At 70.3% G+C, this 16,494-nt stretch carries 15 protein-coding genes; 6 read left to right on the forward strand and 9 right to left on the reverse strand.

The genetic code is table 11. The features are described from left to right. Positions 1-15: 15 nt before the first annotated feature. Positions 16-639: a 30S ribosomal protein S4 gene (gene rpsD / locus J3P31_RS03760; protein ID WP_210527064.1), complete on the reverse strand. Its 624-nt coding sequence runs from the start codon at positions 637-639 to the stop codon at positions 16-18. A 164-nt stretch (positions 640-803) separates the two neighbouring features. Here rpsD and J3P31_RS03765 point away from each other — a divergent pair, with 164 nt between their 5' ends. From J3P31_RS03765 to J3P31_RS03775, 3 genes are read left to right on the forward strand one after another with little or no spacing between them, the layout of a single operon-like run. Continuing rightward, a complete protein-coding gene (locus J3P31_RS03765) occupies positions 804-1,610 on the forward strand; it encodes a glycosyl transferase (RefSeq protein WP_210527065.1) in 807 nt (268 codons plus the stop codon). Between the two features lie 2 nt (positions 1,611-1,612). Next, positions 1,613-2,083, forward strand: coding sequence for a DMT family transporter (locus J3P31_RS03770; RefSeq protein ID WP_210527066.1), 471 nt, complete (start codon positions 1,613-1,615; stop codon positions 2,081-2,083). Beyond that, positions 2,080-2,511: a DMT family transporter gene (locus J3P31_RS03775; RefSeq protein WP_210527067.1), complete on the forward strand. Its 432-nt coding sequence runs from the start codon at positions 2,080-2,082 to the stop codon at positions 2,509-2,511. Before J3P31_RS03770 ends, J3P31_RS03775 begins: the two co-directional genes overlap by 4 nt. On the opposite strand, the gene J3P31_RS03780 is transcribed toward J3P31_RS03775, so the two are convergent. From J3P31_RS03780 to J3P31_RS03790, 3 genes are all read right to left on the reverse strand, one after another. After that, the gene (locus tag J3P31_RS03780) at positions 2,500-3,162 is read right to left on the reverse strand and encodes a VOC family protein (RefSeq protein WP_210527068.1); all 663 of its coding nucleotides are present in this window, start codon (positions 3,160-3,162) and stop codon (positions 2,500-2,502) included. The two genes, J3P31_RS03775 and J3P31_RS03780, sit on opposite strands and share 12 nt — an antisense overlap. A gap of 108 nt (positions 3,163-3,270) precedes the next feature. Continuing rightward, positions 3,271-4,434: a hypothetical protein gene (locus J3P31_RS03785; RefSeq protein WP_210527069.1), complete on the reverse strand. Its 1,164-nt coding sequence runs from the start codon at positions 4,432-4,434 to the stop codon at positions 3,271-3,273. Positions 4,435-4,527: 93 nt separating this feature from the next. After that, positions 4,528-6,843 (reverse strand): adenosylcobalamin-dependent ribonucleoside-diphosphate reductase, encoded by a 2,316-nt coding sequence (locus J3P31_RS03790; RefSeq protein WP_246849259.1) that lies wholly within the window; start codon positions 6,841-6,843, stop codon positions 4,528-4,530. A 155-nt stretch (positions 6,844-6,998) separates the two neighbouring features. Here J3P31_RS03790 and J3P31_RS03795 point away from each other — a divergent pair, with 155 nt between their 5' ends. Together J3P31_RS03795 and J3P31_RS21745 are read left to right on the forward strand one after the other, a co-directional pair. Then, positions 6,999-7,445 (forward strand): DUF1489 family protein, encoded by a 447-nt coding sequence (locus tag J3P31_RS03795; RefSeq protein WP_246849260.1) that lies wholly within the window; start codon positions 6,999-7,001, stop codon positions 7,443-7,445. Between the two features lie 207 nt (positions 7,446-7,652). Beyond that, positions 7,653-8,561, forward strand: coding sequence for a calcium-binding protein (locus J3P31_RS21745; protein ID WP_210527071.1), 909 nt, complete (start codon positions 7,653-7,655; stop codon positions 8,559-8,561). A 90-nt stretch (positions 8,562-8,651) separates the two neighbouring features. Here the strand turns inward: J3P31_RS21745 and hisG are convergent, their stop codons facing one another. From hisG to hisS, 3 genes are read right to left on the reverse strand one after another with little or no spacing between them, the layout of a single operon-like run. After that, entirely contained in the window at positions 8,652-9,341 is a 690-nt protein-coding gene (gene hisG / locus J3P31_RS03805; protein WP_210527072.1) for an ATP phosphoribosyltransferase, read from the reverse strand. Beyond that, the gene (locus J3P31_RS03810; protein ID WP_368373009.1) at positions 9,338-10,435 is read right to left on the reverse strand and encodes an ATP phosphoribosyltransferase regulatory subunit; all 1,098 of its coding nucleotides are present in this window, start codon (positions 10,433-10,435) and stop codon (positions 9,338-9,340) included. The genes hisG and J3P31_RS03810 overlap by 4 nt, the downstream gene beginning before the upstream one ends. Next, complete coding sequence (hisS, locus tag J3P31_RS03815) at positions 10,432-11,919, reverse strand: histidine--tRNA ligase (protein WP_210527074.1); 1,488 nt, start codon at positions 11,917-11,919, stop codon at positions 10,432-10,434. The genes J3P31_RS03810 and hisS overlap by 4 nt, the downstream gene beginning before the upstream one ends. A 99-nt stretch (positions 11,920-12,018) precedes the next feature. Between hisS and J3P31_RS03820 the strand changes: the two genes are divergently transcribed. After that, complete coding sequence (locus tag J3P31_RS03820) at positions 12,019-12,213, forward strand: SlyX family protein (protein ID WP_210527075.1); 195 nt, start codon at positions 12,019-12,021, stop codon at positions 12,211-12,213. 135 nt (positions 12,214-12,348) lie between these two features. Here J3P31_RS03820 and J3P31_RS03825 read toward each other — a convergent pair whose 3' ends face one another. Together J3P31_RS03825 and dnaE are read right to left on the reverse strand one after the other, a co-directional pair. Beyond that, a complete protein-coding gene (locus J3P31_RS03825) occupies positions 12,349-12,882 on the reverse strand; it encodes a hypothetical protein (RefSeq protein WP_210527076.1) in 534 nt (177 codons plus the stop codon). Positions 12,883-12,991: 109 nt separating this feature from the next. Beyond that, positions 12,992-16,492, reverse strand: coding sequence for a DNA polymerase III subunit alpha (gene dnaE, locus J3P31_RS03830; RefSeq protein WP_210527077.1), 3,501 nt, complete (start codon positions 16,490-16,492; stop codon positions 12,992-12,994). Positions 16,493-16,494: the final 2 nt, after the last annotated feature.

The following is a 16,494-nucleotide window of genomic DNA, read 5'->3' on the forward strand; positions in this document are numbered from 1 at the left end:
CGGAATGGGCTCGGATCAGCCGTTCTTGGCGTAGAACTCGACCACGAGGTTCGGCTGCATGATGACCGGGTACGGCACGTCGGCCAGGCCCGGCTGGCGCACGAAGGTCGCGGTCAGCTTGTTGTGGTCCACTTCCAGGTAGTCGGGGACGTCACGCTCGGTCAGCTGGATGGCCTCTTGGATCAGGCCGAGCTGCTTGGACTTGGCGCGGACCTCGATGACGTCGCCTTCCTTCACGCGGTAGGAGGGGATGTTCACCGACTTGCCGTTCACCGTCACGTGGGCGTGGTTCACGAACTGGCGGGCGGCCCAGATGGTGGGCACGAACTTGGCGCGGTAGACCACGGCATCCAGGCGACGCTCGAGGAAGCCCACGAGGTTCTCGCCGGTGTCGCCGGTGACGCGGGCGGCGTCGGCGTAGATACGCTTGAACTGCTTCTCGGTCAGGTCGCCGTAGTAGCCCTTGAGCTTTTGCTTGGCGCGCAGCTGCGTGCCGAAGTCGGACAGCTTGTTCTTGCGGCGCTGGCCGTGCTGGCCGGGGCCGTATTCGCGCTTGTTGACGGGCGACTTCGGACGGCCGAAGACGTTCTCGCCCATGCGGCGGTCAAGCTTGTATTTGGCAGCGGTGCGTTTGGTCACCCCTGATCTCCTTCGATGGCCCATGTCGGGCAGGTTGAAGGGCGTTGTCCTTTCCCCAAGGGGCGACAGGCATCCCCTTGCGGGGGCCACCAACACCAGGCGCGCCTCTTCGCCGCTTCGGCGGGGGTTGTCAACCCTCGCGCCGAAGCCCAGGACTGTCGGCCATGAGAAAGCAGTTCCTGGCCATCCGCTGGGGCCGGAAGTACGGGCCCGAGTATCTGAACCGCCTTTACGGCATGGTCGCGCGCCACACGACGCCGCCCTTCGACTTCTGGTGCCTCACCGACGACTCCGCCGGCGTCCGGCCCGAGGTGCGTTGCCTCCCCCTGCCCCCGATGGGCTGCGAGATGCCCCGGAACACCTATGGCGTCTGGGGAAAGTCGCGGCTCTGGCGTCCGGACCTGGGCGGCCCGCAGGGGCCGGTGCTGTTCATCGACCTCGACGTGGTGATCACCGGGTCGCTGGACGCCTTCTTCGAATTCGGGTCCGAGGATGACGTGATCCTCGCCCGCAACCCCAACACCCCCTTCGAGAAGCTGGGCCAGACGTCCATCTTCCGCTTTCCGGTCGGCAAGCTGGCGCCCTTGCGCGAAAGGTTCCTGGCCGACCCGCAGGGCGTCGCCGACGAGTACCGGTTCGAGCAGCGCTTCGTCACCCGCAACGCGCCCGGCGGCGTGACCTTCTGGCCCGCGGGCTGGGTCGCCGTCTTCAAATGGCACTGCATCCCGGCCTTTCCGCTCAACTACGTCCAGGCTCCGCGCCTGCCCAGGGATGCCCGCGTCGTGATCTTCCCCGGACCGCTGAACCCGCCCGACGCCATCGCCGGGCGCTACCGGGACAGCGAGCCCGCGCGCGCGCCCCTCGACCACCTCGCCCGGGGATTCCGGGGCGAACGGCGCGAAGGGCTGGTGAAGCATCTCCGGCACTACATCCGTCCGGCCCCCTGGGTGGCCGAGCATTGGCGGGAGTGACCATGGCCGATCCCGCATCCCGTCCCCGGCCGCTGCACATCCTGGCGGCGCTGGGCTCCGGCGGGCTCCTCTCGCTCATGGTGCTCTGCAACTCGACGGTCACGGCCCATGCCGGTCCTTTCTGGGGGTCGCTCGTGCCCCATGCGACGGGGACGGTGGCGGCCCTTCTGGCCTTGGCCGTCCTGCGGCGGCCGTCGCCACCCGGACAGGGGGCGGGGGCGCCGGCCTGGGCCTATCTGGGCGGCCTCCTGGGCGCCATGACGGTGATGCTGTCCTCGGTGTCGGCCAACACGGCCCTGGCGCTGTCGGGGACGCTGGCGCTCGGGCTCGTCGGGCAGGCAGGCTTCGGGGTCGCGGCGGACCGCTGGGGGCTGCTCGGGCTGCCGCGCCGCAAGGCGACGGCGCGCGATCTCGTGTCGCTGGGCCTGATCCTGGGCGGCAGCGCGATCCTCATCTTCGGAGCGCCGGCATGATCGGCCCGATCGCCATGGCCGTGCTGGCAGGCGTGCTCATCGGGCTCAGCCGGCAGGTGAACGGCCGCCTTTCGCTGTCCAAGGGGGCGCTCGGCGCATCGTTCTGGAATCACCTGGTGGGCGCGCTGGCCCTGGTCGCGGCCGTTCTGGCGCTCTGGGTCGGCGCGGGCGGGCCGCTCTGGCCCACGGCCCTGTCCGACGTGCCGGCCTTCGCCTGGGCGGGCGGCGCGCTCGGGGTGGTCTTCGTCGCCTCGGGGAGCTGGCTCGTGTCCCGCATCGGGGCTGCGAACACCGCACTCCTGGTGATCGCGGGCCAGATGGTCACGGGAGCTCTGCTCGACACCCTGCGGGGGGCCGAGGGGGCGCCGATCCGGGCCCTGGGCGTCGCCGTCATCCTTGGCGGCGTGGCGCTCCGCTCAAAGGGGTAGGATCTCGATGCCCTCGGGCCCGTGGCGGGGGCCGTCGATCCCTTCGGCCCGGAGCCGCCGCCAGTAGCCGCTGCCTGCGTTGAGCGTCGGATCGGCCCGCGTCTCGGGCAGGCAATACAGCTCCACCACGTCGTCGCCCCAGGCGAGGAAGCTCACCTCGACCGGACCTTCGGGTCGCTCCAGGGTCACGCGTGACCGCTCCTCGAGACCAAGATCAACGAGGAACCGGCGCATCGGGTCGAACTCGGCGCAGGACAGGCCGATATGGTCATGCCCCCAGGGGGCTGGCGGCGCGGGCGCGCGCCGGGCCAGCAGCTCGACCTTGGCGCCCTCGGGACCATCGATGAACACATAGTCCACCCCGGCCTGCCAGAATTCCGGGATATGGAGAGGGCCGTCCGGCGTCGCGGAGGACAGCCGCCCTCCCCGCGCCAGGCACTCCTCCAGCGCCGCCGGCACGTCCGGCACCGAAAGCGCGAGGTGATCGAAGCGGCCGTGCCGCCCGTCGGGCTCGCCCTGCGCCAGGATCACGGCCTGCGATCCCCTCGCCATTCGGTCGCCCTCGCGGCGGAAGCCGAAGACCTGCTCCAGCTGGGCGGCTCCGGCTTCGGGGTCCCGCAGGACGAGCTCGGGGATCAGGGCACGTGACATGGGGGCCTCCTCGCAACCATTCCCGGCCTCCTAGCCAGACGGCACGAGGATGGCGAGTCCCCGGAGGCGACCCCGATGGAGCGGCCTCCGGCGTCCCGACCTCGGGGATCAGTCGTCCTCGACACCGCCCTTCCGTTCGTTCCCGGCCATGGCATCGTCCAGGAACTCGCGGGTGTCCTCGTAGAGGCGGCTGATCGAGTCGGTCTGGTTGAGGTCCTCGGCCTCCATCTCCTCGTTGACGCCCACTTCGGCGCCCGCGGACAGCGGGTCCTCGCCCGGGGTGGCGATCAGCTTCTCCTCCAGCGACAGGTTGTCGTCCGGAAGGTCCCGATGCTCGGGCAGGAACGGCGTGTTGTTGGGATCGATGATCGAATCGTCGGCCAGGATGTCGCCGGCCATGCCCTCGATGGTCATGTCCCCCGCGATCTCCTCCTCTTCGGACAGCTCCGGATCGAACTCGTCGTCGACGCCCTGCGCCACCACCGTAGAGGCGTCGCCTCCTTCCCAGCCTTCCAGCGCCCCCGCGAGGACAGCGCCACCGACGCCCGCGCTTTCCGACGTGGCGTCGCGCAGGTCGCGCTCGTCGTTCTCGAGGTCCTGGAGATGAGCGACCCGCTCCCGGTTCCAGGCGGCCTTGTCCTCGTGGCCGTGGCCGATGATCGAGCCGTCGGTGTCCTCGTCCTCGATCGGCACCTCCCCTTCCTCGGGGGCGTTCATGCGGATGCCGTGCCCGCCGTTCAGGTTGGGGTCCGTATCCCGGTCGCCGCCCAGGGCGTCGCCACCCGGCGGCACCATCAGCTCCTCGAGCTGCCCGTCACCGGTTTCCAGCCCGGGAGCGTCGCCGCTGCGGTCCGCCGCTCCGCCGCCCGCGACGGGGAAGCTGTCCGAATCGGGCATCATCTCCTGGAGCTGCCCATCCCCGGTCTCGAGTCCGGGCGCGTCGGAGCCGCGGCGATAGCCGTCGTCATCCTCATCCTCGTCGAAGGTGTCGGGATCGTTGTCGTCGTCGCGATAGCCGTCCTCGTCCTCCTCGGGCGCGACCGGATCCACGTCGTCGCGGTCCTCCGAGGGGTAGCCGGCGCCCTCGATGCGGAGATCCTGCTGGCCGGTGGTCTCGGCCTGCGGGGCGGTCGCGTCCTCGGGGCGGCGGCGGCTGAAGGCGGCGTTGATCGCCCGTCCGGCGCCCGCTTGGGCCGCGGAGGGCCGCCCCATGTCCACGGCGCGCTCGGTGATGGCGTCGTCGGGATCGGGCGGGTTCGGTTGGTTGGCCACGATGTCGCTCCTTCCGATGCAGTGGTCGGGGCGCGGAATTGCCTGTCCTGTCCCCTTCCCCCCTTCAATGCCCAAGCCGCGCGGGGGTTCCTGTCACCCGCAGCGCGAGAAGCCGCAGGTGGCGCAGCTCAGGCAGCCTTCCTGCACCCGGACCTCGTAGCTCCCGCAGGAGGGGCAGGCCATGCCGGGCGGCGCGGCGACGGCGTCCCGGGCCGGGGTTTCCTCCCAGCCCGCGTCGTCGAACTTGCCGGTCCGGATCACCGGGGTCGCCACGCCCTGCGGCTCGACCAGCGCCACCGGCCCGTCCACGAAGCCAATGCGCTTGAGGTGCTTCTCGATCTCCAGGCCGATGGCCGCGAGGATCGAAGGCACGTACTTGCCCCCCATCCAAGCGCCGCCGCGCGGGTCGAAGACCGCCTTCAGCTCGTCCACGACGAAGGCCACCTCGCCCCCGCGCCGGAACACCGCCGAGATCATGCGCGTCAGCGCCACCGTCCAGGCGTAATGCTCCATGTTCTTGGAGTTGATGAAGACCTCGAAGGGCCGCCGCTTCCCGTCCACCACGATGTCGTTGACGGTGATGTACATGGCGTGCTCGGAGCCGGGCCAGCGCAGCTTGTAGGTCGCGCCCTCCAGCTCCTCGGGCCGTTCCATCGGCGTGTCCTCGGCCCTGGGTTCGGGCTTGGGCGGCTCGGCCACCGACAGCACCGATCCCGTGACGGCGTTGGGCCGGTAGGTCGTGCAGCCCTTGCAGCCCTGGTCCCAGGCGGCCTGATACACGTCACGGAACGCCTCGAAGGGGATGTCGGCGGGCACGTTGATCGTTTTGGAAATGGACGAATCCACCCACTCCTGCGCCGCCGCCTGCATCCGCACATGGTCCAGCGGCGCGAGGTCCTGCGCCGTCACCACATGCGCGGGCAGCGGCGCGTCGCCCTTGAGCCGGCGCCAGAGCGCAACGGCATAGTCCACCACCTCATCTTCGCGCCGGGTGCCATCCGGCATCAGCACCTTGCGCGTGTAGGAGGTGGCGAAGACCGGCTCGATCCCGCTCGACACGTTCCCCGCATACAGCGAGATCGTCCCCGTCGGCGCGATGGAGGTCAGGAGCGCGTTGCGGATGCCGTGCGCCCGCACCGCCTCGCGCACGTCCTCGTCCATGCGCCGCATCGTCCCGGACTCCAGGTACTTCTCCGCGTCGAACAGCGGGAACGGCCCCTTCTCTTTGGCCAGATCCACGCTCGCCAGATAGGCGGCCCGCGCCACCTGCCGCATGACGCCCCGCGTCCAGTCCGCCGCCTCGGGCGAGCCATAGCGCAGCCCCACCATCATCAGCGCATCGGCCAGCCCCGTGACCCCCAGCCCGATCCGCCGCTTGGTCTGCGCCTCCTCGGCCTGCTGCGGCAGCGGAAAGCGCGACAGGTCCACCACGTCGTCCATCATGCGGACCGCGACGGCGACGAGGTCCCGCAGCTCCCCCTCGTCCAGCCGCGCCTCGGGGCCGAAGGGGTCCCGCACCAGCCGCGACAGGTTCACCGAGCCCAGCAGGCATGCGCCATAGGGCGGCAGCGGCTGCTCCCCGCAGGGGTTGGTGGCGGCGATCGTCTCGGCGTAGCGCAGGTTGTTCTGCTGGTTGATCCGGTCGATGAAGATGACGCCCGGCTCGGCGAAGTCGTAGGTCGCGCGCATGATCCGGTCCCACAGGTCGCGCGCCCGGATCGTCCGGTAGACCTTGCCGCCGAACACGAGGTCCCAGTCGGCGTCGTCCCGCACCGCCGCCATGAAGGGGTCGGTGACCAGCACGCTCACGTTGAACATCCGCAGCCGCGCCGGGTCCTGCTTGGCGGTGACGAAGTCCTCGATGTCGGGGTGGTCGCAGCGCATCGTCGCCATCATCGCCCCGCGCCGCGACCCCGCCGACATGATCGTCCGGCACATCGCGTCCCAGACGTCCATGAACGACAGCGGCCCCGAGGCGTCGGCTCCTACGCCCTTCACCGGCGCCCCCCGGGGCCGCAAGGTCGAGAAGTCGTAGCCGATGCCGCCCCCCGCCTGCATCGTCAGCGCCGCCTCCTTGAGAGCGTCGAAGATGCCGGCCATGGAATCCTCGACCGTCCCCATGACGAAGCAGTTGAACAGCGTCACCGCCCGGCCCGTCCCCGCGCCCGCGGTGATCCGTCCGGCGGGCAGGAAGCGGAAGCCCTCCAGCGCCGCCTGGAACCGCGGCTCCCACTCCTCCGGCCGCGCCTCGACCGAGGCGATGGCCCGCGCCACCCGCCGCCAGGTGTCCTCGACCATGCCGTCCACCGGCGTCCCGTCCGGCGCCTTGAGCCGGTACTTCATGTCCCAGATCGACTCCGAGATCGGGGCCAGGAACCGCGAGCTCATCGGGCTTTGGTCGTTCGCCATGGGGCCTCCTGAACAAAGGGGGAACACCGATCTTGGCGTTCCGCCGGGGCATGGTCAACAACATGTGGGACCGGCCCCCTTGCGGACAAGCGCCGCGGGCCGCATGGTGCCCGCCGCGCTGGGGGCGGCGCATGTTCGGGGGTCGGGGGACCGCATTGGCCAAGCTGCATCTGATCAAGCTGTCGGTGGGCACCGACGACGTGGCGGACCTCGCCGGCTGGCAGTCCGGCCCGGGCCGGGGCCATGACGGCCGTCCGCGCCACGTCACCCGCATGTGGCCCAAGCGCGAGGAGGAGCTGCTCGACGGCGGCTCGATCTACTGGACGATCAAGGGCGTGGTGCTCTGCCGCCAGCGCCTCCTGGGCCTCGAGGAGGTGCGGGGCCACGACGGCATCCCCCGCTGCGCCCTGGTCCTCGACCACGAGATTGTCCGCGTGACGCCCACGCCCCGCCGTCCCTTCCAGGGCTGGCGCTACCTTCCCCATGACGAGGCGCCGCGGGATCTCGGCCATTGGGATGCCACCGAGGATGAGCTTCCCCCGAAGCTGTCCATGGCGCTGGCCGAATTCGGCGTCGTCTGGGGCCCGGCCCCCAAGCGATAGCCCTGGATCGGCGCAGGGCCCGGCCCCTGACGGGCCTTGGCCCGACGTCCTCCTGCCCAAAGCGCAAATCCCACTGTTGATGAACAATCAACAATGGATGTCAAGTTCGGACCGCCTCACTCGTTCAGGTGAGGTCGGACGCGATACCACTGACTCACGCCCCGATTGCCGGGGTGGCCCAGTCAGATTTTCAGCCAAGAGATCATTATGGCCAAGGTATTCGCGAACAAAGCGTACAACATGACGAAGTACGACTTTAACTCCCTCTACTCGCTCACCGAACTCGTGACCCACGCGGGCGAGCCCTATACGGTCAAGGGCGTCACCTACCAGGATCAGATCGAGGCCCGCTACAATGATGGCAGCGGGTCGCTCGTGCTCGCGTTCCCGGACGCCAGCACCGGCAAGCTCGGCGGGTTCTTCCACTCCTCGAGTTCGTCGGCTTCGGATGTCTGGGCCGGGATCCAGGACTTTTCCGTGGACTTCACGCAGATGGGAAATGCCTGGGACACGCCCGATCGGGCCGACGACATGGCCGTCCTCGAGCGGATGCTGTCCAAGGCCGACACCTTCAAGCTGTCCAACGGCAATGACGTGGCGATGGGCTTTGGCGGCCGCGACACGATGAACGGCAACGGCGGCTCGGACCGGCTGTTTGGCGGGAACGGCAACGACAGCGTCCACGGCGGCAAGGGCGACGACAAGCTGTTCGGCGAGGATGGGGCGGACACGCTCGTGGCCGGAGCGGGCAGCGATTCCCTGAACGGCGGCGGCGGCAAGGACATCCTGATCGGCGGGACCGATGGCCAAAGGGATGTGTTCGTGTTCCAGGACTGGCTGGACAGCATGCCCGGCTCGGCCCATGACGAGATCCGCAACTTCACGCGTGGCGTGGACGACATCAACCTCCGTGCGGTCGACGCCGACGAGAACTCGACCGAGTCGAACGAGGCGTTCCACTGGTCCGGCAAGTCCGCCGACGAGTACTCCGTCTGGTGGAAGGGCACGAGCGGCGGCGTCCTCCTGCGGGCGGATGTCAGCGGCGACGGGGTCTACGAGTTCGAGATCTTCGTGAAGGGCGTGGATCGGCTCAGCGAGAGTGACCTTATCCTCTGAAGCCTGCGCCCCGGGCCGACTGGCGGAGCCGGGGGCGGGACGGCGAAGGTCGTCCCGCCCCCGGCCCCCAGGGTCCGGCCCCCGGATGCCCTAGAGGCCGAGGCGAACCTTCAGGCTGGCCAGCGCCGCCTGCTCTCCTCCGCTCCAGGGGGCCTGGCGGCTCAGGAACAGGGTCGCCTGGCTCGCGTGGATGAGGCCGTCCGAGAGGATCTTGAGGCCATTCGCGCGCAGCGTCTCGCCGGTGGAAGTGATGTCCGAGATGGCCTCGGCGGTCTCGCCCCGCACCACGCCCTCGGTCGCGCCCTGGCTGTCCACCAGCAGGTAGTCGGCGACGCCGTGCTGCTGCAGGAAGTCGCGCGTCAGCCGGTGGTACTTGGTCGCGATCCGCAGCCGCTGGCCATGGGCGCGCCGGAAGGCCGCGCAGGCGGCGTCGAGGTCGTCCAGCGTCTCCACGTCCACCCAGAAGCGCGGCACCGCGATCACCACGTCCGCCGCGCCAAAGCCCATGGGGACCAGTTCCTCGACCCGGGCCTCCCACCGCGCGACCTTCTCGCGCACGAGGTCCGATCCAGTGACGCCCAGATGGATGCGCCCGCCCTCCAGCTCTCTCGGGATCTCCCCGGCCGAGAGGAGAACCGGCTCCAGATGCTCCCAGTCGGACTGGGCGGCGTATTCGCGCTCGCTCCCGGCGCGGCCCAGGGTGATGCCGCGCGCCGCGAACCAGCCGAAGGCGTCCTCCATCAGCCGCCCCTTGGACGGCAGGCCCAGGCGCAAGGTCATGCCGCCCCCCGCAGTTGCACGACCAGCTCGGGCCGGATGACGCCGCCCACGGCAGGGACCACCCGCCCCCGCCCCAGCACCCGCGTCAGCGCGTCATAGCGCCCGCCCGTCGCGACGGGGGGCAGGTCGGGACGCCCGGCGGCGAACAGGCCAAAGACGAAGCCGTCGTAATATTCCAGCGTGGTGCGGCCAAAGCTGCCCTCGAAGGCCATCTCGGCCACCGCCACCCCGCGCCGCTCCAGCGCCTCGACCCGCCGTTCGAGCCGGTAGAGCGCGGGGCCAAGGCCGGGGGCGTCCTGCTCCAGCCCGCGCAGGGTCTCCAGCGCCACGGGCACCGGCGCGGCCAGCGTCAGGAGCGCGTCGATCAGCGCCACTTCCGAGGACGGCAGCGGCGGGGCCGCCGCCTCGTCCCGCAGGAGGGCGAGCCGCGCCTCCACCTCGGCCCGGGTCCGCAGCCCGATCTCGGGCCCGGCCTCGGCGAAGGGATCGGCCGAAGCCAGCAGCGCCGCCCGCCCCTCGGGCAGCGGCGTGCGCCCGGCATAGCGGTCGAGCAGCGCCCGAAACCGCCGGGGCCGCCAGACATGCCGCCGCAGCGCCGCCTTGCGGGGGGCGGTCGTGGACAGCCCGTCCACCGCCGCGAGGATCAGCCCGATGTCGCCCATCGCCGCCCGCAGGTGCAGGTCGGGGATGGCCGAGGCCAGCGTCGCGAAGACCTCCGCATCGGCCTCGGCGGGGTCGCGCCCCCCGAACAGCTCGAAGCCCGCCTGGAGGAACTCGCTCGGCCGGGTCTCGCTCTCGGTCTCCTGGCGGCGGAACACCTCGCCCGCGTAGGCGTAGCGCGCGGGGTCGAGCCCCGCCTCCATGTGCATCCGCACCACCGGCACGGTGAAGTCCGGCCGCAGCATCACCTCGCCGCGCAGGGGGTCCTGCGTGACGAAGGCGCGGGCGCGGATGTCCTCGCCATAAAGGTCCAGAAGTTCCTCGGCGGGCTGGAGGATGCGGGCCTCCACCTCCTCTGCCCCTTGGGCGGCGAAGTGCGACAGGAGCCGCTGCGCCTCGGCCCGGGCGGCGATGCGTTGGGCGGGAAGGGTCACTTGGCCAGCAGAGCCCGCAGATGCGCCACGAGGTCGGCGCGCGCCACCTCGGCCTGCGCGGGGCGGTCCTTCCATTCCTCCAGGCTCGCCGTCTGGGCGGCCTGCGCCCCGGCGATCAGGTCCTTGACCTGCACGACCCCCCTCGCCTTCTCGTCCGAGCCTTCGATGATGGCGAAGGGCGCGCGGCGGCGGTCGGCGTACTTCATCTGCGCGCCGAAGTTCTTGGGGCTGCCGAGATAGGCCTCGGCCCGGATGCCCGCCTGCCGCAGCTCGGCGACGATGGCGAAGGTGTCGGCCATGCGGTCGCGGTCCATGACGGTGACGACCACCGGGCCCGCCCCTTCGGCCTGCGCGCGGCCCTTGGCGCGCAGCGCGGCCAGCAGGCGGTCCACGCCGATGGAGATGCCGGTCGCGGGGACCGCCTCGCCGGTGAAGCGCTTCACGAGGTCGTCGTAGCGCCCGCCCCCGGCGACCGAGCCGAACTGGCGCGGCTTGCCGTCCTCGCCCAGGATCTCGAAGGTCAGCTCGGCCTCGAAGACCGGGCCGGTGTAGTAGCCCAGGCCCCGGACGGTGGCAGGGTCGAGGAGGATGCGGTCGGGGCCGTAGCCGCCCGCGTCCAGAAGCTCGGCCATCTGCGACAGCTCCGCGACGCCGGCCGCGCCGGTCTGGGTCCGGCCGCAGAGGTCGGTGAGGTTGCGGAGGGTGTCCGCCCCGGTGGCGCCCCGCGCCTCGACGAAGCCCAAAACGACCTGCGCCTGATCCTCGGACAGGTTGGCGCCCTTGGTGTAGTCGCCGCTCTCGTCCTTGCGGCCCTCGCCCAGGAGGGCCCGGACGCCCTGCGGCCCGAGTCGGTCGAGCTTGTCGATGGCGCGGAGCACGATGCCGCGTTCATGGGCGAAGCGGTCGGGGTCGGCGGGGTCGAGGACGCCCGCGGCCTCCATGACGCCGTTCAGCACCTTGCGGTTGTTGATCTTCACCAGGTAGTCGCCGCGCGCGATGCCGACGATTTCAAGGGCGTCGCAGAGCATCCCGCAGATCTCGGCGTCGGCGGCGACGGTGGGGGTGCCCACGGTGTCGGCGTCGCATTGATAGAACTGGCGGAAGCGGCCCGGCCCCGGCTTTTCGTTGCGCCAGACGGGGCCCATCGCATAGCGGCGGTAGGGGGTCGGCAGGCTTTGGCGGTGCTGGGCGTAGACGCGGGCGAGCGGCGCGGTCAGGTCGTAGCGGAGCGCGAGCCAGTCCTTGTCCTCGTCGAGCCAGGCGAAGACCCCCTCGTTCGGGCGGTCCACGTCGGGGAGGAACTTGCCCAGCGCCTCGACCGTCTCGACCGCCGAGGTTTCCAGCGCCTCGAAGCCGTAATGGCGGTACACCTCGGCGATCCGCGACAGCATCGCGGTGCGTTCGGTCACCTCGGGGCCGAAGTAGTCACGGAAGCCCTTGGGCGTCTCGGCCTTGGGGCGGCGGGTCTTGGGTTCCTTGGGCACGCGGGGTCCTCCGGGCTGCGGAGGCGCTTTAGCGCGGGGCCGGGCCGGGGGCAACGGCGGGGGCTGGACAGGCGGCACGGCCTGGGGCTTCCTGCGCCGATGGACCTCACCCCCCTCGAAGAGCGCATGGCTCACCTGCTGCGGACCGTGGACGACCTGTCGGACATCGTGGCCCGGCAGGAGCGCGAGATCGCCCTCCTCACCCGCCGCGTGCAGATGCTCATGGAGCGGGAGGCCGACCGCGAGGCGCAGGCCCTGCGCGAGGTGCCGATCGACAAGCCGCCCCACTGGTGACGGCCCGATCGCCGCAGGCGGCCGGGCAGGAAGGAACGCGTTCGTCGGCACCTGGGATCTCCTTGCTGGTGTGGAAGGAGAGTGCCCGGACGCGGTTGACGGACCCTTTCGGCACCGCGCGGTGGGGTTAACGATTCATGACGGCGGCGCGTCGGCGGCCACGAGCTGCCCGCCGTGGAGCAGGAGGTCGTTGTGGCTCTCCTGCCCGAAGACGGGGTAAAGGGACACGAACACGGTATCCGCGGCCAGCCGGTCGAGGGCGTCGCCGCAGGGCTGGCCCGGCGAGGCGCCGCAGGCCTGGGCCTTGATCTGCTCATAGGCGGTGTCGGCGGCGGTATAGGCCCCGTCCGGGGCCTCGTAACGCGTGGTCTCGTGGGTCGCGAGGTCCCCGAACATCACCAGCGCCGCCGTGACCGGGCGGGCGCAGCCGTCCTCGAATCCGGTGATGTAATGGGTGCGCGGCGCAGTCGTCCCGGGCGCGGTGTCGTGGACGGTGTAGCCCGCGCGGGATTCCACCGGCGCGCCCAGGGCGGCGTCGGACAGGCCGCAGGCGGGGGGGATGCTGGCCGAAGCCTCGGCAAAGGCGGCGGTCATCCCGGGGCGCTGCATGGCCTGGTCGCAGGCGGCAAGGGGCAGGAGCGCAAGGGCGACGGTGGCGGCGCGCGACATGGGGATCCTCCGGATTGTCCGAAGGGTGTAGGGCGACGGCCGCCGTTGTCGAAACTGGCGGCCCGCTTGGGTGGTTCTTCGCCCATCCGGGCGAAGGCCGCCCCCGGGATCACACCTCCTCCACCTCGAGCACGCCGGGCAGCGACCGCAGGGCGCGGCGGATCTGCGGGGTGACGGGGAAGTTGTCGCCCACCTCCACCTCCACCTCGCCCGGAAGACCCGGATGCATGAGGAGGAGCGTCACCGGCCCGCCCCGCGCCCTCTTGGCCGCCTGGCGCGCCTGATCGAGGAGTCTGGCCACCGAAGAGAACGCCTCCTCGGCCTCGATGAAGACGCGCAGGCCGGTGCCGCTGTTGGCCAGGGCGTCGTCGATGGGCGTGACGGCGCGGCCCGTGAGGCGGAGCTGGTCGCCCTCGGAGGTGGCCTCGACCTGGATGATCACGCGGGAGCCGGGTTCGAGATGGGGACGCCCGGCCTCGAGGGCTTCGCTGAACAGCGTCACCTCGAACTGGCCGGTCGGGTCGGACATGGACACGAAGGCGAAGCGGTTGCCGCGCGCCGACTTGCGTTCCTGCCGTGCCGCCACCGTGCCCGCGATCTTGGCGATGTGGGGTCCCTGCTGCACCCGCAGCGTCACCTCGTCGTAGGTGGAGACCCCCTGCCGCTTGAGGGCGGGGAGGTAGTCGTCGAGCGGGTGGCCGGTGAGGTAGAAGCCCACGGCCTTGAACTCCTCGGCCAGACGCTCGGGCGGGTCCCAGTCGAGGGTGTTGGGGAGGCGCGGCTCGGGCAGGTCGGCGCCCGCCTCGCCGAAAAGGCTGACCTGCGAGGAGGCGCGCTGCTCGTGGACGGCGGCGGAATAGGCCACGAGGGCGTCGAGCCCCTCGCAGACGCGCTTGCGGTTCTTGTCGAGCATGTCGAAGGCCCCGGCGCGGGCCAGCATCTCCAAAGGCCGCTTGCCCACGCGCTTGAGGTCCACGCGGCGGGCCATGTCGAAGAGCGTGGCGAAGGGACGGTTGGCCCGCCCCTTCACGATCAGCTCCATCGCGTCCACGCCCACGTTCTTGAGGGCGCCAAGGCCGTAGATCAGCTTGCCGTCCTCGACGGAGAACACGGCCTGGGACCGGTTCACGCAGGGCGGTACCGTCGGGATCCTGAGGTGCTTGCGCACCTCCTGGAAGTAGACGGCGAGCTTGTCGGTGATGTGGAGGTCGCAGTTCATGACGCCGGCCATGAACTCCACGGGGTGGTTCGCCTTGAGCCAGGCGGTCTGGTAGCTGACGACCGCGTAGGCGGCGGCGTGGGACTTGTTGAAGCCGTAGTTCGCGAATTTCTCCAGAAGGTCGAAGACCTCGCCCGCCTTCTTTTCGGGGACGCCGTTCGCCTTGGCGCCCTCGACGAACTTGGGACGCTCCTTGGCCATCTCCTCGGCGATCTTCTTGCCCATGGCGCGGCGCAGGAGGTCGGCGCCGCCGAGGCTGTAGCCCGCCATGACCTGCGCGATCTGCATCACCTGTTCCTGGTAGACGATGATGCCCTGCGTTTCCGCGAGGATATGGTCGATGGTCGGGTGCAGCGGCTCCAGCGGGCGGGTGCCGTTCTTGACCTCGCAGTAGACGGGGATGTTCTCCATGGGGCCCGGGCGGTAGAGCGCCACGAGGGCCACGATGTCCTCGATGCAGGTGGGCTTCATGCGCTTGAGCGCATCCATCATGCCCGTCGATTCCACCTGGAACACGGCCACGGTCCGCGCGCGGGAGAAGAGGTCGTAGGTCGCCTCGTCGTCGAGCGGGATGGACAGGATGTCGTTCTCGGTCCCCGGGGCGGGATCGTAGATGCGGCGGCCGTCGGCGGCGACATGCAGGTCGCGGGTCTGCCGGATCAGCTTGACCGCGTTGTCGATCATGGTGAGCGTCTTGAGGCCCAGGAAGTCGAACTTCACGAGGCCCGCCTGCTCCACCCACTTCATGTTGAACTGGGTCGCGGGCATGTCGTCGGTGCCGGGCGCGCGGTAGAGCGGCACCAGTTCGTCGAGCGGGCGGTCGCCGATCACCACGCCCGCCGCGTGGGTGGAGGCGTTGCGGAGCAGGCCTTCGAGCTGCTCGGCGTAGGTCATGCAACGGTGGACGACCTCGGCGGATCGCATCTCCTCGCGCAGGCGGGGCTCGTCGGCCAGCGCCTTGGTGATGGAAACGGGCTTGACCCCTTCCATCGGGATCATCTTGCTGAGGCGGTCCACCTGGCCATAGGGCATCTGGAGGACGCGGCCCACGTCGCGCACGGCGGCCTTGGACAGCATCGCACCAAAGGTGATGATCTGGCCGACCTTTTCCGCGCCGTAGCGGTCGCGCACGTATTCGATCACCTCGCCGCGCCGGTCCATGCAGAAGTCGATGTCGAAGTCGGGCATCGACACGCGTTCCGGGTTCAGGAACCGTTCGAACAGCAGGGAATAGCGCAGGGGGTCGAGGTCGGTGATCGTCAGCGCATAGGCCACGAGCGACCCGGCGCCCGAGCCCCGGCCCGGCCCCACCGGGATGCCCTGCGACTTGGCCCATTTGATGAAGTCGGCCACGATCAGGAAGTAGCCCGGAAAGCCCATCTGCTCGATGATGCCGACCTCGAAGGCGAGGCGCCGTTCATACTCCTCGACCGGGGCGGCGTGCGGGATGACCTTGAGGCGGGCCTCCAGCCCCTCCTTGGCCTGGCGGCGCAGCTCCTCGACCTCGTTGTCGGCGAACTTGGGCAGGATCGGCTTGCGCTTGGGGACCTTGAAGGCGCAGCGCTTCGCGATCTCGACGGTGTTCTCCAGCGCCTCGGGGAGGTCGGCGAAAAGGGTCGCCATCTCCTTCTGCGACTTGAAGTAGTGCTGGGGCGTGAGGCGGCGGCGCGGCCCGGACTGGTCGACATGGGCCCCCTCGGCGATGGCGAGGAGGGCGTCGTGCGCCTCGTAGAGGTCTTCCTTGGGGAAGTAGACGTCGTTGGTGGCGACGATGGGCAGGTCGAGCGCGTAGGCGAGCTCAAGGGTCGGGCGTTCCGTCACCCGCTCCGACTCGGGAAGGCCGCCGTCGATGGGGTGGCGCTGGAGCTCGACGTAGAAGCGGCCGGGGAAGATCCCGGCCATCCGGCGCAGGAACTCCTCGGCGCGGGTGCGCTGGTTGGCCTGGAGCATCCGGCCCAGCGGGCCGTCGGGACCGCCGGACAGGCAGATCAGCCCGGCGTTGTGCTTTTCGAGGTCATCGAGCGTGATCTGCGGCAGGCCGTCGCCGTTGGTGTCCACCAGATAGGCGCAGGAGGACATCTTCATGAGGTTGTTCCAGCCGGCCTCGCTTTGGGCGAGCAGCACGACCGGAGCGGGGCGGTAGGGTGGACGGCCCGGATCGGGCGGCAGGTAGCACAGGTCCATCTGCGCCCCGATGATCGGCTGGACGCCCATCTTGGCGGCGTAGTCCGAGAACTCGAGCCCGGCGAACATCGCGTTGGTGTCGGTGATCGCCACGGCGGGCATCCCGGCCTCGGCGGCGAGCTTGGGGAGCTTCTTCACCGGGACCGCCCCTTCGAGGAGCGAATGTTCGGTGTGGACGCGGAGGTGGATGAAGCGAGGATCGGCCATGG

The sequence above is a fragment of the Rubellimicrobium arenae genome, assembly GCF_017916275.1.
Taxonomy (GTDB): Bacteria; Pseudomonadota; Alphaproteobacteria; order Rhodobacterales; family Rhodobacteraceae; genus Rubellimicrobium; species Rubellimicrobium arenae.